This is a genomic window from Pseudomonas corrugata (genome assembly GCF_050920615.1).
Classification (GTDB): Bacteria; Pseudomonadota; Gammaproteobacteria; order Pseudomonadales; family Pseudomonadaceae; genus Aquipseudomonas; species Aquipseudomonas corrugata.
Map to the genome: position 1 here is coordinate 91,297 of NZ_CP130434.1, position 21,828 is coordinate 113,124.

19 protein-coding genes are annotated in these 21,828 nt (G+C 62.8%); 11 read left to right on the forward strand and 8 right to left on the reverse strand.

Annotated features, from left to right (window positions below; translation table 11 throughout):
- Positions 1-27: 27 nt before the first annotated feature.
- The 10 genes from QZH45_RS00400 to QZH45_RS00445 all read left to right on the forward strand — a co-directional run bounded on the left by QZH45_RS00400 (position 28) and on the right by QZH45_RS00445 (position 14,240).
- Positions 28-483: a type VI secretion system amidase effector protein Tae4 gene (locus QZH45_RS00400; protein ID WP_055136100.1), complete on the forward strand. Its 456-nt coding sequence runs from the start codon at positions 28-30 to the stop codon at positions 481-483.
- Positions 483-908 carry a hypothetical protein gene (locus QZH45_RS00405; protein WP_024776798.1) on the forward strand — a complete coding sequence of 142 codons (426 nt, stop codon included), beginning with the start codon at positions 483-485 and terminating at the stop codon, positions 906-908. The genes QZH45_RS00400 and QZH45_RS00405 overlap by 1 nt, the downstream gene beginning before the upstream one ends.
- Complete coding sequence (gene tssE, locus QZH45_RS00410) at positions 902-1,414, forward strand: type VI secretion system baseplate subunit TssE (protein WP_024776797.1); 513 nt, start codon at positions 902-904, stop codon at positions 1,412-1,414. Before QZH45_RS00405 ends, tssE begins: the two co-directional genes overlap by 7 nt.
- Positions 1,411-3,270, forward strand: a complete 1,860-nt coding sequence (tssF, locus tag QZH45_RS00415) for a type VI secretion system baseplate subunit TssF (RefSeq protein WP_055136101.1) — start codon at positions 1,411-1,413, stop codon at positions 3,268-3,270. Before tssE ends, tssF begins: the two co-directional genes overlap by 4 nt.
- Positions 3,234-4,286, forward strand: coding sequence for a type VI secretion system baseplate subunit TssG (gene tssG, locus QZH45_RS00420; RefSeq protein ID WP_024776795.1), 1,053 nt, complete (start codon positions 3,234-3,236; stop codon positions 4,284-4,286). Before tssF ends, tssG begins: the two co-directional genes overlap by 37 nt.
- Complete coding sequence (gene tssH, locus QZH45_RS00425) at positions 4,279-6,969, forward strand: type VI secretion system ATPase TssH (protein WP_053192069.1); 2,691 nt, start codon at positions 4,279-4,281, stop codon at positions 6,967-6,969. The genes tssG and tssH overlap by 8 nt, the downstream gene beginning before the upstream one ends.
- Positions 6,970-7,126: 157 nt before the next feature.
- Positions 7,127-9,058, forward strand: coding sequence for a type VI secretion system tip protein VgrG (locus QZH45_RS00430; RefSeq protein ID WP_024776793.1), 1,932 nt, complete (start codon positions 7,127-7,129; stop codon positions 9,056-9,058).
- 18 nt (positions 9,059-9,076) lie between these two features.
- Positions 9,077-9,511: a DcrB-related protein gene (locus QZH45_RS00435; protein WP_024776792.1), complete on the forward strand. Its 435-nt coding sequence runs from the start codon at positions 9,077-9,079 to the stop codon at positions 9,509-9,511.
- A gap of 12 nt (positions 9,512-9,523) precedes the next feature.
- A complete protein-coding gene (locus tag QZH45_RS00440) occupies positions 9,524-13,960 on the forward strand; it encodes an RHS repeat-associated core domain-containing protein (protein WP_069018362.1) in 4,437 nt (1,478 codons plus the stop codon).
- Between the two features lies 1 nt (position 13,961).
- Entirely contained in the window at positions 13,962-14,240 is a 279-nt protein-coding gene (locus tag QZH45_RS00445; protein WP_024777886.1) for a hypothetical protein, read from the forward strand.
- Positions 14,241-14,319: 79 nt separating this feature from the next.
- Here the strand turns inward: QZH45_RS00445 and QZH45_RS00450 are convergent, their stop codons facing one another.
- The 5 genes from QZH45_RS00450 to QZH45_RS00470 form a co-directional block, all read right to left on the reverse strand.
- A complete protein-coding gene (locus QZH45_RS00450) occupies positions 14,320-15,828 on the reverse strand; it encodes a DUF6630 family protein (protein ID WP_055135752.1) in 1,509 nt (502 codons plus the stop codon).
- Positions 15,829-15,975: 147 nt separating this feature from the next.
- Positions 15,976-16,509 (reverse strand): hypothetical protein, encoded by a 534-nt coding sequence (locus QZH45_RS00455; RefSeq protein ID WP_053192062.1) that lies wholly within the window; start codon positions 16,507-16,509, stop codon positions 15,976-15,978.
- Entirely contained in the window at positions 16,506-17,801 is a 1,296-nt protein-coding gene (locus QZH45_RS00460; RefSeq protein WP_053192060.1) for a PAAR domain-containing protein, read from the reverse strand. Before QZH45_RS00460 ends, QZH45_RS00455 begins: the two co-directional genes overlap by 4 nt.
- 27 nt (positions 17,802-17,828) lie before the next feature.
- Positions 17,829-18,263 carry a DcrB-related protein gene (locus tag QZH45_RS00465; protein WP_024777882.1) on the reverse strand — a complete coding sequence of 145 codons (435 nt, stop codon included), beginning with the start codon at positions 18,261-18,263 and terminating at the stop codon, positions 17,829-17,831.
- A gap of 161 nt (positions 18,264-18,424) precedes the next feature.
- The gene (locus QZH45_RS00470) at positions 18,425-19,138 is read right to left on the reverse strand and encodes a class I SAM-dependent methyltransferase (RefSeq protein ID WP_024777881.1); all 714 of its coding nucleotides are present in this window, start codon (positions 19,136-19,138) and stop codon (positions 18,425-18,427) included.
- Between the two features lie 258 nt (positions 19,139-19,396).
- Here QZH45_RS00470 and QZH45_RS00475 point away from each other — a divergent pair, with 258 nt between their 5' ends.
- Positions 19,397-19,681 carry a hypothetical protein gene (locus QZH45_RS00475; RefSeq protein WP_313934135.1) on the forward strand — a complete coding sequence of 95 codons (285 nt, stop codon included), beginning with the start codon at positions 19,397-19,399 and terminating at the stop codon, positions 19,679-19,681.
- A 195-nt stretch (positions 19,682-19,876) separates the two neighbouring features.
- Here QZH45_RS00475 and QZH45_RS00480 read toward each other — a convergent pair whose 3' ends face one another.
- The 3 genes from QZH45_RS00480 to QZH45_RS00490 form a co-directional block, all read right to left on the reverse strand.
- Positions 19,877-20,152: an HU family DNA-binding protein gene (locus QZH45_RS00480; RefSeq protein WP_024777879.1), complete on the reverse strand. Its 276-nt coding sequence runs from the start codon at positions 20,150-20,152 to the stop codon at positions 19,877-19,879.
- A gap of 192 nt (positions 20,153-20,344) precedes the next feature.
- Entirely contained in the window at positions 20,345-21,496 is a 1,152-nt protein-coding gene (locus tag QZH45_RS00485; RefSeq protein ID WP_053192055.1) for an NAD(P)/FAD-dependent oxidoreductase, read from the reverse strand.
- A 38-nt stretch (positions 21,497-21,534) separates the two neighbouring features.
- Positions 21,535-21,708: a rubredoxin gene (locus QZH45_RS00490; RefSeq protein ID WP_024777877.1), complete on the reverse strand. Its 174-nt coding sequence runs from the start codon at positions 21,706-21,708 to the stop codon at positions 21,535-21,537.
- Positions 21,709-21,828: the final 120 nt, after the last annotated feature.

Below are 21,828 nucleotides of genomic sequence, written 5' to 3' on the forward strand. Positions count from 1 at the left end.
AATCCTTTGCAGCGCGGTGTCTGAGTCATGGCCAAGCCTTCGTTTATCAATTTGTGGAAAGCCTACTCCGACCTGTTGGTTGCCCATCCTGACGCAAAACCCTGTGACGGTCCCTGGGCAAACCAATGCGCCATACGCATGAGCCTGACGCTCAATGCGGAGAAAACCATCAAGGTCAACAAATCCACCTACACCAAAGACCCCCTGTGCAAGCATGAACACGCCAGGGGCGCCGAGTCATTGGCCAATTGGTTGTGGAAACATCATCTGGGCCATCCAACTATTCTCAGTAACAGCCCCGAAGACCGAAAGACATTGATGGGCAAGACCGGCCTGATTTTCTTCAAGGACTGCTTCCAGCAATCAGGAGAGACCGCCGAAGGTCGTAGCGGCGACCATATCGATCTATGGAATCGTGGCCTGACCCAAACCAGCGACCTTTTCTATCGATCCAAGAAAGTCTGGTTCTGGGAGCTCACTTAATGAACAAGGCCCTGTTCGCCCTATGCCTGACGACTAGCCTGACCAGCCTGAGCGCATGCGCCGAGCATGCCGGGACGCCGACGACCCAGGCGGTTTTCGAGGGCCAGCCACTCAGCCTGGTGGACGATCAGGGTCAATGCACGCTGGTCAAACCCGACCAGAGTCGCATGAAGCTGGACATGGAATGGCCGTGCGGCTTCAGCTTGGATAAACAGCAGAAATTGCGCGTGGAAATGTTCAACAACATCCCGATTTTTGCGGTCTGGCGCAGCGAACACATGCCCGCCCCCAGCCGCGATTGTCTGAGCAAAATGCAGGCTATTCGTCAGCTGCCGGAAGGTTTCGAGGCGGGAACGGTCAGCCTGTATGCAGCTTGCGGCGCCGGCGGAGACCAGAAAATGTACGTGGCACCCTTTACGTGGTAACCGAAATCGCCACCCGCGATCGCCTGCAACCCTCCCTGCTGGACCGGTTGACCGACGACGATCCGACCAATCCCAAGGAAAGCGCCGACAAACGCGTGCTGTCCCTGACCCAATTGAAAGCCTCGGTGCTGCGTGACCTGGCGTGGCTGCTCAACACCACCTCATTGCTCGACGCCGATGCCACGCTGCACACCCCGGCGGGTACCTCAGTGGTGAACTTCGGACTGCCGGCGCTGGCCGGCAACAGCGCATCGAACGTCGATCTTTCGGCGCTGGAAGCCCTGATCCACCAGGCCATCGCCACTTTCGAGCCACGCATCCTGCGCCACACCCTGCGTGTGCGGGCCCGAGCGACGGCCGAGATGAACCACAACGCCTTGAGTTTCGAGATCGAAGGCGACCTCTGGGCGCAGCCGGTGCCGTTGCGCCTGATGCTGCAAACCGACCTGGACCTGGAAACCGGCCATGTGCGAGTGGTCAACGCCGATCAGCGGAGACGCTCATGAACCCACGCTTGCTGGAGCTGTACAACCAGGAACTGCACCACGTGCGCGAAAGCGCAGCGGAGTTCGCCAAGGAATACCCCAAGATCGCCAGTCGGCTGACGTTGTCCGGCATGGACTGCGCCGACCCGTATGTCGAGCGGCTGCTGGAAGGTTTCGCCTACCTCACGGCACGGGTACAACTCAAACTCGACGCCGAGTACCCGACCTTCACCCACAACCTGCTGGAAATCGCCTACCCCCACTATCTGGCGCCAACACCGTCCATAACCGTGGTGCAGATGCAGGCCGACCCTGACGAAGGTTCGTTGAGCAGCGGTTTCGAGCTGCCCCGAGACAGCGTCCTGCGCGCCGCCCTGGGGCGTGAAACCCAGACCTGCTGTGAATACCGCACAGCCCACTCGGTGACCCTGTGGCCCTTGCAGGTCAGCCAGGCCGAGTACTTCGGCAACCCGTCCACGGTGCTCGGGCGACTGGCCGCCAGTGAGCCGAAAGCCAAGGCCGGCCTGCGCCTGACCTTGCGCACCGGTGCCGAATTGCCGTTCAACAGCCTGGCCCTGGATAATCTGCCGCTGTACCTCAGCGGTGCCGACGAACAACCGTTCCGCCTGTACGAACAGCTACTGGGCAGCGCCTGCGCGGTGTTCGCCCGCCAGCCCGGCGGCAATTGGGTCGAGCGGCTGCCCCAGGATGCGCTGCGCTCCCGTGGCTTCGATGACGTCGATGCTGCGCTGCCGGTGGTGCCGCGAGCGTTCCAGGGCTATCGCCTGTTGCAGGAGTACTTCGCCCTGCCCCAGCGCTTCCTGTTCGTCGACTTCACCCAACTGAGCCGGGCGGTCAAGCGTTGCGATGGCCAGGAGCTGGAGTTGATCGTGCTGTTCGACCGCCACGACCCGAGCCTGGAAGGCAGCGTCGGTGCCGCACAGTTCTTGCCGTTCTGCACCCCGGCCATCAATCTGTTCCCCAAACGCCTGGACCGCATCCACCTGTCGGACCGGGTCAACGAGCACCACGTGATCGCCGACCGCACCCGGCCGATGGATTTCGAAGTGCATTCGCTGACCGGCCTCACCGGCCATGGCACCGGGCCGGAGCAGCCGTTCCTGCCGTTCTATGCCGTGCGCGACCCGTCCCGTTATGGCCGCGACCAGGCCTATTACACGGTGCGCCGTGAGCCGCGGGTGTTGTCCAGCGATCAGCGACGCAACGGCCCGCGCTCGAGCTACATCGGCAGCGAAACCTTTGTCAGCCTGGTGGACAGTCACCAGGCGCCCTACCGCCATGACCTGCGCCAACTGGGCGTGACCGCGCTGTGCACCAACCGCGACCTGCCGTTGTTCATGAGCGTGGGCAGCGGCAAGACCGACTTCACCCTGGCCGACAGCGCACCGGTCGGCGCCGTGCGCTGCGTCGCCGGGCCGAGTCGCCCACGGGCCAGCCATGCCCACGACGCCAAGGCCTGGCGGCTGATCAGCCAGTTGTCGCTGAACTACCTGTCTCTGAGTGAGCAAGGCCAGGGCGCCGCCGCCCTGCGCGAACTGCTGCGCCTGTACGGCGACAGCAACGACGCAGCGCTGCAATTGCAGATCGAAGGCCTGCGGGACGTCAGCAGCAAGGCCTGCACCCGGCGCCTGCCGATGCCCGGCCCGATCGTGTTCGGTCGGGGCCTGGAGATCACCCTGGAATTCGACGAAAACGCGTTCCGCGGCACCGGGGTGTTTCTCCTCGGCGCGGTGTTCGAACGCTTCCTGGCACGCTACGTGTCGATCAACAGTTTTACCGAGACGGTGATCCGTACCACCGAACGCGGCGAGATCATGCGATGGAAAGCCAAGCCCGGACGTCGTCCGACCCTGTGAGTACCCTGGACGCGATGCACCAGGAGCCCTGGGAATACGACTTCTTCCAGGCGTTGCGGCGCATCGAGTGCGAAACCCCCGAGCTGCCGCGCCTGGGCCATTCGTTGCGCCTGGCCGATGACCCGCTGCGCCTCGGGCAACAGGCCGACTGCACCTTTGCCCCGGCCACCCTCGCCTCGGTGCAACCGGGTGTCGACGGTGCGCCGGCGCGGCTGGAGCAGTTCTTCTTCGGCCTCGGCGGCCCCAACGGCCCGATGCCGTTGCACATGACCGAGTACGTGCGCGAGCGCCAGCGCAACAACGCCGACAGCACCAGCAAGCGCTTTCTCGATGTGTTTCACCATCGCCTGCTCAGCCTGTTCTATCGGGCCTGGGCCGAAGCCCGGCCAACGGTCAGCCATGACCGCCCGGACGACGACTACTGGTCGGCGCGCCTGGCGGCGCTCAGCGGCCGGGGCATGCCAAGCCTGCTCAAGCAGGGGCTGATCCCCGACACGGCGAAACTGCATTACAGCGGTCACCTGGCGGCGCAAACCCGCTACCCGGACGGCTTGAAAGCCATCCTCAGCGAGTACTTCGGCCTGCCGGTAGAAATCGAAGAGTACGTCGGCCAATGGCTGGAGTTGCCCGAACGCAGCCGCGTCGGCGTCAGCGCCCATCAACTGGGCGTGGACTTCTGCCTGGGCCGCTACGTGTGGGACCGCCAGCACAAATTCCGCATCCGCCTCGGGCCGCTCAAGCTCGTCGACTACATGGGCATGCTGCCCGGTGGTGAACCGTTCAATGAGCTGGTGGCCTGGGTCGCCGAGTACCTGGGCCATGAATTGGACTGGGACCTGAACCTGGTCCTGGAGCAGTCCGAGGTGCCGGCGCTACAACTCAACGGCCGCTTCCGCCTGGGGTTCAACACCTGGCTGGGGCAGCCCGAAACCGATCCCAACGATCTAATACTGGCCCGGCATTACGCCGAACAGGCCAACACCTCACAGACCTCAAGGAGCCATGAGCATGGGTGAAATCAGTCGCGCCGCGTTGTTCGGCAAACTCAACAGCGTGGCCTACAAAGCCATCGAAGCCGCCACCGTGTTCTGCAAGCTGCGCGGTAACCCCTATGTGGAACTGGCCCACTGGTTCCACCAACTGCTGCAACTGCAGGACTCGGACCTGCACCGCATCATCCGCCAGTTCAACGTCGAGCCGGCGCGCCTGGCCCGCGATCTGACCGACGCGTTGGACCGCCTGCCACGGGGCTCGACTTCGATCACCGACCTGTCCTCCCACGTCGAAGAGGCCGTGGAACGCGGCTGGGTCTACGGCAGCCTGATGTTCGGCGAAAGCCAGGTGCGTACCGGTTATCTGGTGCTGGGCATCCTCAAGACCCCAAGCCTGCGCCACGCGTTGCTGGGGCTGTCGTCGGAGTTCGACAAGGTCAAGGCCGAAGCCCTGAGCGAGCGCTTTGACGAGTACGTCGGCGACTCCCCGGAGAACGCCCTGACCGCCAGCGACGGCTTTAACGCGGGCAGTGTGCCGGGCGAAGCCAGCGGTGCCATGGCTCCCAGTGCCATGGGCAAGCAGGAAGCCCTCAAGCGCTTTACCGTCGACCTCACTGAACAGGCCCGCAGCGGCAAGCTCGACCCGATCGTCGGCCGTGATGAAGAGATCCGCCAACTGGTGGACATCCTCATGCGCCGCCGGCAGAACAACCCGATCCTCACCGGTGAAGCCGGCGTGGGCAAGACCGCCGTGGTCGAAGGCTTCGCCTTGCGCATCGTTGCCGGTGATGTGCCGCCGTCCCTCAAGGACGTGGAACTGCGCAGCCTCGACGTCGGCCTGTTGCAGGCCGGCGCGAGCATGAAAGGTGAATTCGAACAGCGCCTGCGCCAGGTCATCGAAGACGTCCAGGCCTCGCCGAAACCGATCATCCTGTTCATCGACGAAGCCCACACCCTGGTGGGTGCCGGTGGCGCCGCCGGTACCGGTGACGCGGCCAACCTGCTCAAGCCAGCCCTGGCCCGCGGTACCCTGCGCACCGTAGCCGCCACGACCTGGGCCGAATACAAGAAGCACATCGAGAAGGACCCGGCCCTGACCCGGCGTTTCCAGGTGGTACAAGTGGCCGAGCCGTCGGAAGACAAGGCCCTGCTGATGATGCGCGGCGTGGCCTCGACCATGGAACAGCACCATCAGGTGCAGATCCTCGACGAAGCCCTGGAAGCCTCGGTCAAGCTGTCCCACCGCTACATCCCCGCGCGCCAGTTGCCGGACAAATCCGTGAGCCTGCTGGACACCGCCTGCGCGCGCGTCGCCATCAGCCTGCACGCCGTGCCGGCCGAGGTGGACGACAGCCGTCGGCGCATCGAAGCGCTGGAAACCGAACTGCAAATCATCGCTCGTGAGCACGCGATTGGCGTGGTCATCGGCACACGCCAGACTCAGACCGAAAGCCTGCTGAGCGCCGAACGCGAGCGCCTCGCCGAGCTGGAAAGCCGCTGGGCCGAAGAGAAAACCCTGGTGGACGAACTGCTCGCCACCCGCGCCACCCTGCGCGAGCGCGTCGGCGTGGTAGACAGCGAAGACGCCAGCGAAGCTTCCGACAACGAAAGTCACGCCCTGCGCGAAAAGCTGGTGGACCTGCAACAACGCCTGACCGCCCTGCAAGGCGAAACCCCGCTGATCCTGCCGACCGTGGATTACCAGGCCGTGGCCTCGGTGGTCGCCGATTGGACCGGTATCCCCGTGGGCCGCATGGCCCGCAACGAACTGGAGACCGTGCTCAACCTCGATCAGCACTTGAAAAAGCGCATCATCGGCCAGGACCATGCCCTGCAGATGATCGCCAAGCGCATCCAGACCTCCCGCGCCGGCCTCGACAACCCGAGCAAGCCGATTGGCGTGTTCATGCTTGCCGGTACCTCCGGCGTGGGCAAGACCGAAACCGCCCTGGCCCTGGCCGAAGCCATGTACGGTGGCGAGCAGAACGTCATCACCATCAACATGAGCGAGTTCCAGGAAGCCCATACCGTGTCCACCCTCAAGGGCGCGCCACCGGGCTACATCGGCTACGGCGAAGGCGGCGTGCTGACCGAGGCCGTGCGGCGCAAACCCTACAGCGTTGTGTTGCTGGACGAGGTGGAGAAAGCCCACCCGGACGTGCACGAGATCTTCTTCCAGGTGTTCGACAAAGGCGTGATGGAGGACGGTGAAGGCCGTGTGATCGACTTCAAGAACACCCTGATCCTGCTGACCACCAACGCCGGCACCGAACTGATCGCCGAGGTGTGCAAGAATCCGCGGGACGTGCCCGAACCCGAGGAAATCGCCAAGGCCCTGCGCCAGCCGCTGCTGGAAATCTTCCCGCCGGCCCTGCTCGGTCGCCTGGTGACGATCCCGTACTACCCGCTCAGCGACGAAATGCTCAAGGCCATCACCCGCCTGCAACTCAACCGCATCAAGAAGCGCGTGGAGAGCACCCACAAAGTCGCTTTCGACTACGACGACGCGGTGATCGACCTGATCGTCTCGCGCTGCACCGAAACCGAAAGCGGCGGCCGCATGATCGACACCATCCTGACCAACAGCCTGCTGCCGGACATGAGCCGCGAGTTCCTGACCCGCATGCTCGAAGGCAAGGCCATGGCCGGCGTGCGGATCAGCGCCGTGGATAATGAATTGCAGTACGATTTCAGCGACGCGGCCTGACCTGACAGGAACACAGAAAACCCTGTGGGAGCGAGCCTGCTCGCGATAGCGGAATTACATTCAACCTCGCGTTGACTGACCCACCGCCATCGCGAGCAGGCTCGCTCCCACAGTGGGTTGCGCTCCTTCAGCCAACACAACTTGCACGGGACACTCGATGTTATTCAACCAAGCCTCACGCCTGGCCAAGATCACCAGCCCCCTGGGACCCGAGGTGCTGCTGCTCAAGGACATGGGCGGCGGCGAAGAGCTGGGAAGGCTGTTCAACTATGAGTTGCAGCTGCACTCGCTGGACAACGCCATCGATCTCAATCAGGTGCTCGGCAAACCCATGTGCGTGAGCATGCAGCTGGACGGCGGTGGCGAGCGGCATTTCCACGGCATCGTGGCCCGCTTCAGCCAGAACGTCGACCAAGGCCAATTCGCCAGTTACCAGGCCACGCTGCGGCCCTGGCTGTGGCTGCTGACGCGCACCTCCGATTGCCGGATTTTCCAGAACCTGACCATCCCGCAGATCATCAAGCAGGTGTTCCGCGACCTGGGGTTCTCCGATTTCGAAGACGCCTTGAGCCGCCCCTACCGCGAGTGGGAATACTGCGTGCAGTATCGCGAGACCAGCTTCGATTTCGTCAGCCGCCTGATGGAACAGGAAGGGATCTACTATTTCTTCCGCCATGAACAGGGCCGCCACGTGCTGGTGCTGGCCGATGCCTACGGGGCGCACACCAGCGCCCCCGGCTACGCGTCGGTGCCCTACTACCCGAAGAACGAGCAGCAACGCGAGCGCGACCACATTCACGACTGGCATCTGGCCCAGGAAGTGCAGCCGGGCTCGCTGGAGCTCAACGACTATGACTTCCAGCGCCCCAGTGCGCGCATCGACGTGCGTTCGGCGATGCCCCGCCCCCATGCCGCCGGTGACTATCCGCTGTACGACTACCCCGGCACCTACGTGCAGAGCGAAGACGGCGAACACTACGCCCGCACCCGCATCGAAGCCTTGCAGACCCTACATGAACAGGTCGAGCTGGCCGGTAACGCGCGGGGCCTGGGCTCGGGTCATCTGTTCAGCCTGACTGGCTTCACTCGCCAGGATCAGAACCGCGAGTATCTGATCGTCGGCGCCCGCTACTACCTGTCCCAGGAAAGCGGCGAAACCAGCGGCGGCGCACCGTCGGCACAGTTCGAAAGCAGCCTGACCTGCATCGACGCCCAGCAGAGCTACCGCCCGCTGCCCCACACCCACCGGCCCATCGTCAAAGGCCCGCAGACCGCTCTGGTGGTCGGCCCCAAGGGCGAGGAAATCTGGACTGATCAGTTCGGCCGGGTGAAGGTGCACTTCTACTGGGACCGTCACGACCAGTCCAACGAAAACAGCTCGTGCTGGATCCGCGTGTCGCAGTCCTGGGCCGGCAAAAACTGGGGCTCGATGCAGATTCCGCGCATCGGCCAGGAAGTGATCGTCAGCTTCCTCGAAGGCGACCCGGACCGGCCGATCATCACCGGCCGCGTCTACAACGCCGAGCAGACGGTGCCTTACGACTTGCCCGACAACGCCACCCAGAGCGGCATGAAGAGCCGTTCGAGCAAGGGCGGCACGCCGGCGAACTTCAACGAAATTCGCATGGAGGACAAGAAAGGCGCCGAGCAGTTGTACATCCACGCCGAGCGCAACCAGGACATCGTGGTCGAGGTGGATGAAAGCCATTCGGTGGGTCACGACCGTAACAAGAGCATCGGCCATGACGAGACAGTGACCATCGGCAACAACCGCCTGCGCATCGTCAAACAGGAGGACATCCTGTCGGTGGGCCTGCGCAAGACCGACAGCATCAGCCAGAGCTACGTCATTGAAGTAGGCGAAAACCTGCGACTGGTGTGCGGCGAAAGCATTTTGGAGCTCAACGCCAGCGGCCAGATCAATCTGACCGGCGTGCAGATCAGCTTCTATGCCAAGGGCGATGCAGAGTTCAACACCGGCGGCGTCCTGCACCTGAACAATGGCGGCGGCCCTGGTGCCACCCCCGACGGCCAGGGCGTCAAGGCCAGCATCGACGCCAATGTCAAAGCCGCGTTCCCCAAGGGTTAATCCAGAGATTCAGGCGCCATGACTTACCGCATCAACGAATTCCAGCTCCAATTGCCGCCCAGCGAGTTGCTGGACGCGACGATCAATATCCTCAAGTTCCCCGAACTGGGCACGTCCTTGATCGTCAGTCGCAGCTTGCTGGCCGACGGCGAAACCCTGCAAAGCAACCTCGACGATCAGCTCAAGCGCCTGGAAAAACAGGTACAGGAACTGCGCTGCCAACCGGGCGCCACGGTACGCCTGGGCGCCAACCAGGAAGTCGAAGGCATCGAACTGCGCAGCCAGTTCAGCAAGGGCAACGAGAAAGTCTTCCAGTACCAGTTGGCCCTGGTGCTGCCCGGTACTCGCAAGATGTTTGCCCTGAGTTACGTCAAGGCCGAAAAACTCGGCGATGCCGAAGCCGCGCATTGGGCAACGATCAAGGGTTCGCTAGTGTTCGACGGGCCGGTCTGATGAGCGACTTGCATGTCTGACGCGCTCTGGGCTGCACGGCTGGGCGACGCGCTGGATCACACCTCGATGATGGCCGACATCCTCGGCGGGGTGCTGGAGGTGGCGGCCAACATCGCGATCACGGCCGTCGCCACCGCTGCCGTGGTCGCGGCCACCGGTATCACTGTCGCGACCGGCGGCCTGGGCTGCTTCCTGCTCGGCGCCGTGGTCGGTGCGGTCGTCGGCCTCGCCATGAGCAAGACCGGCGCCGACAAGGGCCTGAGCAATCTCTGCGAGGGCATCGGCAACGCCCTCTTTCCGCCCACGGTGCAGGCGAACATCCTCACCGGTTCCACCGACACCCTGACCAACAACATTCCCGCCGCCCGCGCCGCCGGGGCCATCGAGTCCCATGTCGCGCCGGCCGGCACCGAGCTGGAAGCGCCCGAACCCAGCTACCTGGACATGGCCGAAAGTTTCTTCTCGCAGATGTGGCGCCCCACCGTCGCCACGCCCGCCCCAGGCGCCGTGCCCAAGCCGCTGGACATGATCACCTGCCTGAAGCATCCGCCGATGCCGCCGCAGTTCCTGGCTGAAGGCTCGGATAAGGTCACCATCAACGGCCAGCCCGCCGTGCGCAGCGGCGACCGCAGTACCTGCGAAGCCAAGGTAGTGTCGTCCGGACTGATTTCCCCGGACGTGACCATTGGCGGCGGCACTGTGGTGGTGCGCGAGATCCGCAGTGGCAAGACGCCGGGCGTGGGTTTGGCGGTGACCGCGTTGCTGATGCTCAAGGGCGGCAAGGGCAAGTTCCTGAGCAACCTGCCGTGCATGTTGATAGGCGGCGCGGCCTCGATGGCGGTCAGCAGCGCGATGGGCGCGGCGGCCAACGCGGCCATGGGCTCATCGAACCCGGTGCATGCGGCGACCGGCGCCAAAGTGTTGGGGGATGTCGAGGAACTGGACTTCGTCTTGCCCGGCATCCTGCCCATCGACTGGCAGCGTTTCTACAACAGCCGCGACGAACGCCGTGACGGCCTGTTCGGTGCCGGCTGGAGCGTCGCCTACGAAATACGCGTAGAGATCCTGCCCCATCCCGAGGGCGGCGAAACCCTGGTCTATACCGACGAACAGGGCCGGCGCATCGACATGGGCTCGATCCCCCTGGGCGGCGCGGTGTTCAGTGCCGGCGAAGGCCTCTCCGTGCGGCGCCATGCCAACGGGCAATTGCTGATCGAAAGCGCGGACGGCCTGTATCGTCTGTTCGAACCGGCACCGGGGAACGCGGCGTTGCTGCGCCTCAGCCAACTGGGCGACCGCAACGACAACCGTATCTACCTCGACTACGACGAAGCCGGACGCCTGGTGCGGCTGCGCGACACCTTCGATCAGGTTCAGGTCGAATTGGCCTACGACGAGCACCAGCCAAAACGGGTCAGCCGGATCGACCGCCTCTACCCTGACCAGCGCAACGAAGTGCTGATGCACTACGACTACGATGCCCAGGGAGAGCTGGCGCAGGTGCGCCAGTCCAACAGCCAGGTCAAACGTCGTTATGCCTACGACTTCGGGCAGCGGATGGTGGAGCATCAGTTGCCCACGGGGCTGCGGTGCTTCTACGAATGGGCGTTGGTCGAAGGCCTGGAATGGCGTGTGGTCCGCCATTGGACCGACGCCGGCGATACCTACACATTCGACTATGACCTGGCCGGCGGCATCACCCGCATCACCGACGGCTTGAATCGCGTCAGCACCCGGCGCTGGGATGCGCGCTACCAGATCACCGAAGCCATCGATGCACTGAATCGCACCTGGGCATTCGAGTGGAACGACGAAAGCCAGTTGCTGGGGGCGACTGACCCCAACGGTGGGCAGCATCAGTTCAGCTATGACGAAGCCGGCAATCTTTGCCAAACCCTCGACCCGCTCGGCCGCAGCGAGTCGACGCTGTGGCTCGAACACTGGGCCCTGCCTCTGGCCGAAACCGATGCCGCGGGCAATACCTGGCAGTACCGCTATGACGCGCGTGGCAATCGCATTCGCGAAACCGACCCGCTGGGCCACGTCACCCGCTATCGCCACGACGCCCACGGCCAAGTGGTGGAAGTCATCGATGCCAGCGGCAAAAGCAAGACCATGCGCTGGACGGCCCTGGGTCAACTCAGCGAACACACCGACTGCTCCGGCTACACCACCCGGTTGAGCTACGACGAGCGCGGTCTGTTACTCAGCAGTAGCGATGCGCTGGGGGAACGCACGCGCTTCAGTTACGACGACCAGGGCCGCTTGCTGAACAAGCAGCTGCCGGACGGTCGCATCGAACACTATCAACGCGATGCCAGCGGCCAGTTGATCGGCTACAGCGATCCCGCCGGCCACACCACGTCTTTCCAACACACGCCGAGCGGTCAACTGCGCCTGCGCACCGATGCCCATGGCCGGCGGGTGGAGTTGAGCTACGACAGTTATGGGCGGCTTCTGGCCCTGACCAACGAGAACGGCGAAAGCTATCGGTTTGCCTGGGATGCGGGCGACCGCTTGAGCGCCCAGCACAGTCTGGATGGCAGCCTCAAGCGCTACGCCTACGATGCACTGGACAACGTCACTCGCGTGCAGGCCTTCGCCGTTCCCGGCAGCACCGACCTGGACCTCTCGCCGCAAGCGCCCGTCATCCATGAGCTGGAACGCGATGCCATGGGTCGGTTGGTCGCCAAGGTCACCGCCGATGGTCGAACCGAATACCGCTATGATGCCCTCGACCAGGTCAAGGCCATCACCTTCACCGGCCTGGCCGGCGAACAGCAAAGCATTGGCTTCAGCTACGATGCGCTTGGGCAACTGATCACCGAACAGAGCTGGGCCGGTCGCCTCACGCATCGCTATGACGAACTGGGCAACCTCACCCAGACTCAGCTCCCCGATGGCCGCTGGCTGAACCGCCTGCACTACGGCAGCGGTCATTTGCACCAGATCAACCTCGACGGCCAGGTCATCAGTGACTTCGAGCGCGACCGCCTGCACCGCGAAGTGCTGCGCACCCAGGGCAGTCTCAGCACCCGTAGCGAATACGACCGCAGCGGCCGCCTGCGGGCCCGCCAGCGACGGCAACGGGAGCAGTCGACCTTGTTGCCGCCAGCGGCGCAGTCGTTGTTTGCCTACGACGGTAGCGATCAGTTGGTGGAGCGCTTCGACAACCAGCCCGAAGCGCCCCATCGTCAACTGCTGCACTACGACGCCACCGGCCGCATCCTCGCCAGCCAGGACAATCTCAAGGGGCAGCGTGAAGGTTTCGCCTACGACCCGGCCGCCAACCTGCTCGACGGACTGGTGGGCTCCGGCCACGTCACCCATAACCGCGTGCTGACCTATCAGGACAAGCGCTACCGCTACGACGGCTTCGGCCGCATGGTGGAAAAACGCAGCAGCCGACGCGGTGTCCAGCGCTTCAAGTACGACGCCGAACAGCGGTTGGTGGAGGTGCACAACGACAACGGCTCGGTCGTGAAGATGACCTACGACCCGCTGGGCCGACGCATCGAAAAAACCGAGTACGATCGCCATGCTACCCCGCTTGGTCGTACTCGCTTTACCTGGGATGCGCTGCAACTGTTGCAGGAACACCGCGACAGCCAGACCAGCCTCTACATCTATGCCGACGACGGCCACGAGCCTTTGGCGCGGGTCGATGGCCTTGGTGAGCAGCAGAAGGTCCGTTACTACCACAACGACTTCAACGGCCAGCCCGAACAACTTTCGGAAAGCGACGGCCATACGCTCTGGCGCGCCCATTACCAAGTGTGGGGCAACACCGCCGAAGAGCTGCGCGAACCGTATTACATCGAAGAGCAGAACCTGCGGTTCCAGGGCCAGTACCTGGACCGCGAAACCGGGCTGCACTACAACACCCTGCGCTTCTACGACCCGGACATAGGCCGTTTCACCACGCCGGACCCCATCGGCCTTGCCGGGGGGCTGAACCTCTACCAGTACGCACCGAACCCGGTGAGCTGGATCGACCCCCTGGGGCTGATGAAATGCACCACCCCGCCGAAGGGGCGCAAGGTCAATCGGACGGTCTATCGGTTCGAAGAGCCCGGACGGATCAGCACCACCTGGACCGCCCACAAGTGGAACGTTGCCGCCCGGCATCGTTATACCGCGCCGGGGCTTGGTGGCGTTTATGGCGCCAACTCGCGCAAGACCGCCATGGGCGAGGTCAATCACTGGGGCGTGGACCTGTCCACGCGGGTACTGGTGAGCAAGAAGGTGCAGCTCAACAACGTCCTCGATCTGACACGGGCCGATGTGCGCAAACAACTGGGCGTATCCCTTAAAAGCATCACCGGCAACAAATACACCCAGACCCACCAGATTGGCGCCTGGGCCAAAGCCAACGGTTATGATGGGATCCTGGCGCCGTCGGCGCGAAACCCGACCGGCAGCAACTTGATCTCCTTTGCAGGTTTTTGAAATGGGACTGGAAGACGAATACGTCGGCGACGCCGACTGGCAAACTTTCGTGCGCCTGTACGAAGAGGACTACCTCGACGACAACGCCCGCACGCTCGCCAAGGCCATGGACGACAACCTCGACATGGCCGTGGTGCTCTACGGAAAACGAGGGCTAAAGGAGGGCCTTTGGTGGCTGGAACAGGTCGTGCCGGCCTTGGGTAACAAACGCCCGGGCGATTGCCTCAAGAACCCAAAGCTGATCAGACGCCTGAGAATGGCCTTGATGAGCATGCCGTAATCCACAGCAATGCACCGTGAAGTGCTGTGCACCCAACCGCAGCGAATAAGAGCGCAGTCCCTGTGCCTTGCGTACCGCATCAGTCGAAACTCAGCACCTCGCCGCCCTTGGCCTCGAGCATTTCGCTGAACACCGGCAACCTGGCAACGAAGTCCGCTTCGAACGCCAGGTAGCGGTCCTGTGCCGGCAGGTAACGCACCTGCGGCTTGATACGCCGGATATCCTGGCTGGACAGTTTGAGCACCTGGTTGTCGAGCTGATTCCAGAACCAGGCCAGGGTGTACGAGCCGAACGTGTGGGTGGCGTAGTTCCAGACCCACCAGTCACCGTGTCCTCGGCTGACATGAACATGCCCGTGGAACGTGCGCAGTGTAATGAGATTCTTTGGCTCTGTGACGAGCAGGCGGGTGTCCTGGCGCACCTCACTGCCAAAGCCATCCAGCAGCGCCTTCGTTGCGGCGCCCGAGACCACGTTGAAGCGCCACGCCAGCAGCACGGTCTCGTGGTAGCGCGGGTCTTCGAGGTTCTTGCGCTTGTCTTCGCTGAACAACAGGATCTCATCACCCCCCAGGTAGGCGGTCGAGGCCCTGAGGTGGTAGCCGTCCACCGCTGGCATCGGCTTGGCGGCGATGGCCTGGTGCGGCGGGTACTGGTTCCAGATCCAGCACTGTGGGCCGTTGTGTTGCATGAACAGCAGACGACGGTGGCCGAAGGGCAATATCGTCAGATCATCCGGGTGCTCGAAAATGACTTCGCTGGCCTGCGCCGTGATCCGCCAGATGCGTGTCATCGGCACCGGCTCGTAAAGGCGCTGGCGCTCGAATACCTCGGCATCCACCACGACGCTGGGTTGTTCAAATCCTGGCCACTCTACCTCGGCAGGGCCAAAAGCCTGGATGTCGTCGCCTTGGCGAACTTCGTACTTATAGCGGTCGTCCGAACTGTAGTCGCCGCGCTTGACCCGACGACGCCACAGGCTGCGCTGGGCATTGGCGTCGATGAGCTGCAGATCGGCGCCGTCGAGCCCATCGGTGCGGTGTTCGAGCATGTCCTGCTCGGCGGGCGGCCACGGGTTGTAGTCAATCAGGAAGCACAGCCACTGCTCATCGTCCTGCTCGGTAATAGCGGCCCAACCGTTGTGGTAGTTGCCGTCATGGACGTAGGTGGGGCCGGGATAGTCGTGTACTTCCTGCAGCCAGTTCACCTTGCTGCGCCTGGCCGGTTTGCGCGCGGTTTTCCGCTCAGCGACGCTAGCCTTTTCCGGCTCGATCAAGCTTGCTGTGAAGTCCTCCTGGCCTTGCCAGTGCCTGGCAAATGCCTCGCGCTGCTCGGTCGGGACCACGACCGGGCGGTAATCATCGCCGCCGGCGTCCAGGTTCCACAGGTCATAGCCGCGTTCGGCCAAGGCGTTCGCCAGCGCCTGGAAGCAGATCTCGGGCATTTCGTTGGAGAGTTCATCCAGCAGCGCCTCGAATGGCTGGCCGACGAACACGTCGATATCGGGGTAGTAATGCTGGAGCAACCCAAGGAGTTCGCCACCCGGTGTTTTCCAGTCGATATGCACCCGCGGATCAAAACGAGATTGCATCACGCCTGCCTTCCTTGAAGTACCAGTCAGTGAGTCCCGTGGGAGCAAAGCTTGCTCGCGATAGCAGTAAGTCAGTCACCCATAATGTTGACCGGCCTGCCGCTATCGCGAGCAAGCTTTGCTCCCACAGGTTTCTGCACCACCCTGTCAGATGTTGGCCGGCACGAAATCCGGACCGCCCAGTTGGTCACGCACCGTCACCGCCGAACGCATCAACGGTGTCCACATGCCGTCCGGGCTGTTCCACGTAGCGCCCGCCCAGCGGGTATCGGCCACCAGTTCGGCCTTGTGTCGTTCCAGCAGACGCTTGAGGGCGACGGCGACACTGCCCATGTCAACGTCAAACAGATCGCCATAAGGGCCTTGCGGCTGCTTGCGCTGTTTGTCCTGGCAGAAGCGGTAGTACCAGACCCAGTCGTGAGCGATGTAGATCGCCCGCGTGCGGTCCGGGTACGTCGCCAGCAGGGTCAGCAGCGCCGAGACGAAGCGCATGGGGAAACTGGCGTCGTGGGTCTGGTGCCAGTACGGCATGATCAGCTGGTCGAACGCGGCCACCACATTCTGCGGCTCGTCGTTTTCGTTCTTGGCTTCGAGAAAGTAGAACGGCTCGCCCACCAGGAACTTGTCCAGATCGTTATTGGCCAACGCCAGCAACAGCACGTTGTCTTGTGGATTACTCATTGGATTCTCACTACGTCTCGGGTGGTCATCAACGTGTTGATGTCGTTGCCGTGGGCGATGGGCACGTTGTCCAGCACCGCTTCGCGCATGCCGCCGGGGTGGGTCAAGCCGCCCGGTCGCCACAGCGAGTTCACCCCGCCCTCGTTACCGGTGGGCATCAGTACCTTGGGGTTGTCCAGGTTCATCATGTAGATGTCCTTGCCCACCAGCGAACCCGGATCGTAACCCAGGGCCGACTCCAGTACCGAAACGTCGCCGGTTTTCTTGTACTCGGCGACTACGGCGTTCAGGTCGGATTTTGCCATGACGAACTTGTTCGGGTTGAACGAACCATATTTGGGGTTGGCGATATCGTCCGAGGTGAACAGGAAACTGCCGCCCTCCTCCTCGAAGGTCTTGAGATGCTTGTCGACATACGGGCCTTCCAGATAATCCCGCGGCGGCGGTCGGCTGCCCTTGGGAATCGCCAGGATATCGGCTTCGGTCACCCCCGCCTTGTAGGCCGCCGCGCGGGGTGTCGGGGCCGCGCCGATGCGCGCCATTTTCGGCCCCAGGCCCAACAACGCCATGCCGGCGATGCCCTGGAGCAAATCGCGATAACCGGGGCCGAGACGGTCGCCCAACTGACCCAACAGGACCATGCCTCCCATCATCGCGCCACCGATCACCACAAACCCGGCGAAGGCCGCGGCACCGGCCATCGCCGCCAGTACCGCGGCGGCCCCCATGGCGACCATGCCCAGGGCTTCCAGCCCGGTGTGCAACCACCCTTCGATGTCGAGGACAAATGCGACCGCAACCGTTGGCCCGCCAATGAACGTATTGGGACTGCCGCTCTTGATATGTGCGCCGCAGACCATCTTGCTCTGCAACCGCGCCGCCGGCTTGCCGTTGATGAAAACCGTTGCACTGCCTTCGGCGATCAGTACCGGGAATGGCCAGATCGGGTGATTCATCGGCAAGCCCGAACACGAAGACGACACGTCTGCGCCCGCACGCATCGCGTTGCGGTTATTGATCTGGACGTTGAGGCTGCCCATGACCAACACCCCCGTGGTCGGCTCGGGCAGGTTGAAGATGGTGTTCAGGCCCTTGATGATCTGGAACATCGACAGGCCGCCCGCCGCAATCGAACCGGCCATGATCGCCAACGCCACGCCGCCGGTCGCCACGGTGGCCGCGACCACCGCCGCACCGATCAATGCACCGGCAACGGCTCCCGCCACCATCGCGGCGACACCAAAACCGTGGGCAATTTCATCGCCAAGGCGCGCAGCCGCCAGCATATCCATTGGTTCTATCGTCTTCGCGCAGGGTGATCAGGCAGTCTGTGGACGCAGCTTGAGTGAGTGCATGGCCATCTTCCACGCCGGCTCGTGGTGCATGAGATCGTTCGGGGTGGTGGTCAGGGTCGTGATCAACCCCACGGGCTGGCGGTCGATGAACACCTGGCGCAGCATCAGCTCCCGCCCTTCGCGTTGCCAGCTGTAATCGAGCAACACCGCCCCATGGCCATGGAGCGCGAAATCCCAGCGCTTGATCAGGTTGAATCCGGGCAACTGCTGCTCGGCGCTTGCCAGTTGCGCGGCAACGTAGTCGCTGAACGGCGTATCGCCCCGGCTCGGGTCGCGGCTGATGACGAAACTGGCTTCCCTGGCCGTTCCAACGGCAGGTAATTTGAAGATGTTGATGCTCTGGTCCTGCCAACTGTCGGGAATGTCGAGGTCGGCTTCTTGGAGGCGATAGAGCGGCATGATTCGGGTTGTTTCCAGGCAAGGAGGTGGCGGAGTCAGCGGCAGATCTTCAAGCAATAGATGGTAACAATCAAGGCATGGGGAGGGGCCGTTCACGGGGCCATGACACCCGTCTCATTTCTCCCTCCCGCAGCCTCCCTGGTCACCCGTTTCCTGGATCTTCAAGCCGTCTTGCACGTCAACCAGGCGCTCCAGAAAAGGCTGCTGAAGAAGCGGGTGGCATCGCCGAACCCAGACTCATGCAACAGCGTCATGACGGCTGCCTCGGAATGCGGAGGGTCGGCACCTTCAAGGATCTTACCGAGCTTGACCTTCACTTCATCCGGACTTGCGCCGTGCTGCCGCCAGCGTTGTCCCCAGGCTGCCAGCAGCAACGGTTGGCTGGCATAAGCGTATTGGTTCCCCGCGACGATCAGCGGAGCGCCCGGTTTCAAATGGGCCCGAATGGACCGAAAGATCTGCCGCTTGGCCTCATCGCCTTCGAGGTGATGGAACACACCGATCAGGGTGGCGGCATCGTAAGACTCGCCCGCTGCCAGGTCCTCGACCTGACCAAGATGCAGGTGTGTTCTTTCAAGCAAGCCGTTCGCCTCCAACTGTTGCTTGGCGGCCTCCAGCATCGGCTCAGAAGGGTCGACGGCAGTGAAGCGCCAACCTGGCTCCAACGCTGCCATTGCAATGATCTCCTGAGCCGTGCCGCCAGCGCCCACGACCAGTATGTTCGCCGAGCGTGTCTGATCGAGGCTTGCCGCCAGCATGCAGGCGGCCAAGTCTTGGCAGGCGTCATACCCGGCCAGCGCGATACGGCTTTGTCGACCGTATTCATTGGCTCGGGCGGCGTCGAATTTTGCAGTTGAGTGTGAGGATGATTTCAAGGCGGTTCTCCATGTCCTTCAATCAAGCTACGCCACCGGTTGCGATAATAAAAATTCATTAATTTCATGCGCTACATTCCCATCAGGAATGGCGCTTTCCATTCGAACTGAGCTCGGCGCCAGGGTAAGCTTCCTTCCTGCCTTCCCATCCCGAGCTGCGCAACCATGAACAATCAGGCAATGTGCCGCGCCTTGTTGGCTTTGATCCTCCCGATCATGTGCGCGCCCGTACACGCGACATCGTGGCAAATCTGCCGTATGGATCTGCGCATCGTCGAGGTGTTGAAACAACCGTATCCGCAACTACAGGCCCAGGTCTTGAAAGTCAGTCGCAAGTTGCCCGCGACCGAATGTCCGGAAGAAGGCACGAGCCTCACGTTCACGCCGGAAACGCCCGACTACCAAGCCACACTGCCCCGCAAGCAATGGCCGGGGAAAGGGCAGTCGGTGCGTGTCGACTACCGGTACCTGGATGGCGTTTGCAAGGGCGATGGCAATAACTATGCGTGCCGCATCAGGCATTACCCGGTGGTGGGTCGGTAGACCGCTATCGCGAGCGGGCTCGCTCCCACAGGGGGATCTGCGAACGACCCCAATCCACAAGCGAGCCTGCTCGCGATAACAGCTTGACGGGCATTGGACCACTTAAAAAAAGCCATAAAAAAGGGCATCCGACTCCCTCGTCATGCCCTTTTTCGTTGCCACTTTCATCCCCTCTGCCCGAGGGGCCCACAGCAATTATGGGTTAACGCTGTCCTTCAACATCTTGCCCGGCTTGAATGCAACAGTGTTGCTGGCCTTGATTTTCACCGGCTCACCGGTTTGTGGGTTCTTGCCGGTGCGGGCGCCGCGGTGGCGTTGCAGGAAGGTGCCGAAGCCAACCAGGGTGACGCTGTCCTTGCGATGCAGGGCGCCGGTGATTTCTTCCAGGACGGCGTTGAGGACGCGGTTGGCTTGTTCTTTGGTGAGGTCCGCTTTTTCCGCGATGGCGGCAGCGAGTTCTGGTTTACGCATGAATGAAGCCCCTTTGACGGTTTTTTTGTTGTTATGTCTGGACTGCTCTCTTGGGGAACAGCCTCTAAGGCACCGCAGGCTCTACTCTGCGGCAGACGGGAGTGAGGATGGCACGGGGCCGGACCCGACGCCAGTGTCAGGGCGACCTTTGTGGCATCAAAAGCATGGCTTTTGCGACAGACCCCCCGGTATTTACGCCAGCAGGGGCGGAAGTTCCTTGTTCAGGGCCAGTTTCTCCATCACCGCCGCGCCTGTCAGGGCATAGCCCAACAAGTTGCCTTCGGCGTCGCGGCACAGCGCCTTGATATCGGAGCCCTGCCCTTCGACGCTCCAGGCACCTTCGCGGCCCCGTGGTGGCGGTGAGACCACCAATGGGCATACCGGTGTTTTCACGGTAATCGGCATCGGGCCATAACCAACGGCGGTCGGATTGCCGGCCAAGGTCTGAGCCAGGGCGCGGGCGCAGCTCATCAGCGGCATCACGTACAGCAGGTTCAAGCCATCGACCTCGGCGCAGTCGCCCAGGGCGTAGATGTTGGCGTGGGATGTCTGCAGGTGGCGGTCGACCACGACACCCCGATTGACCATCAGGCCGGCGGCAGCGGCCAGGTCGATCCGCGGACGCAGACCGATGGCCGAGACCACCAGGTCGCAGGCGATTACCTGACCGTCGGACAAGTGCGCCTCCAACCCATCGGCCACCCGTTGCAAGCGGTTGAGTACCGGGCCCAGGTGGAAGCGTGCACCCAGGCTTTCCAGTCCAGCCTGCACCGCAGCGGCGGCAGCAGGGTGCAGCAGCGTCGGCATGACCTGCTCGCAGGGCGCCACCAGTTGCACTTCGTAGCCGCCGAGAATCAGGTCGTTGGCGAACTCACAGCCGATCAGGCCAGCGCCTAGCAACAGCACCCGGCGCTTGCCGGCGGCCGCGACGCGAAAGCGTGCGTAGTCTTCCAGGTCATTGATGGGAAAGATCAGGTCCGCCGCGTCACCTTGCACCGGCACACGCACGGTTTCGGCACCCCAGGCCAGGACCAGGTCGCGGTAGTTCAGTGCCTCCTCCTCACCGATCCACAAACGCTTGTGGCCCGGATCGATGCCGCTGATACGGGTGTGGGTGCGCACTTCGGCCTTCAGTTGCTCAGCCATGGCGCCCGGTTCGGCCATGCTCAGGCCGTCGGCATCCTTGTTCTTGCCAAAGCCGGTGGAAAGCATCGGCTTGGAGTAGGAACGACCGTCGTCCGCCGTAATCAGCAGCAGCGGGGTCTCGCTATCCAGCTTGCGAAACTCCCGGGCCAGGTTGTAACCGGCCAGGCCGGTACCGACGATGACGACAGGTGCGCTCATGTTGCTCTCCATGTAATGGTAGAAACGGCGGGAAATGATCAGTCCTCTGCCATTGCATACATTTCAAAATCCATTTTGCCAACGCCGCAGTCCGGGCACAGCCAGTCTTCAGGGACATCTTCCCAGCGGGTACCGGCGGGAATGCCCTCTTCCGGTAAACCTTTGGCTTCGTCATAGATAAAGCCGCAGACGATACATTGCCATGTCTTCATTCAAATACTTCCTCAGGTGTCAGGCGTTGGCCGGCATACTCGGGTCGATGGGAGATTGCCCTTGCGGCTCAGGGCGTTTTGTACTGATCGATGGTCAAGGATGCAAGCGTGATCGACGCG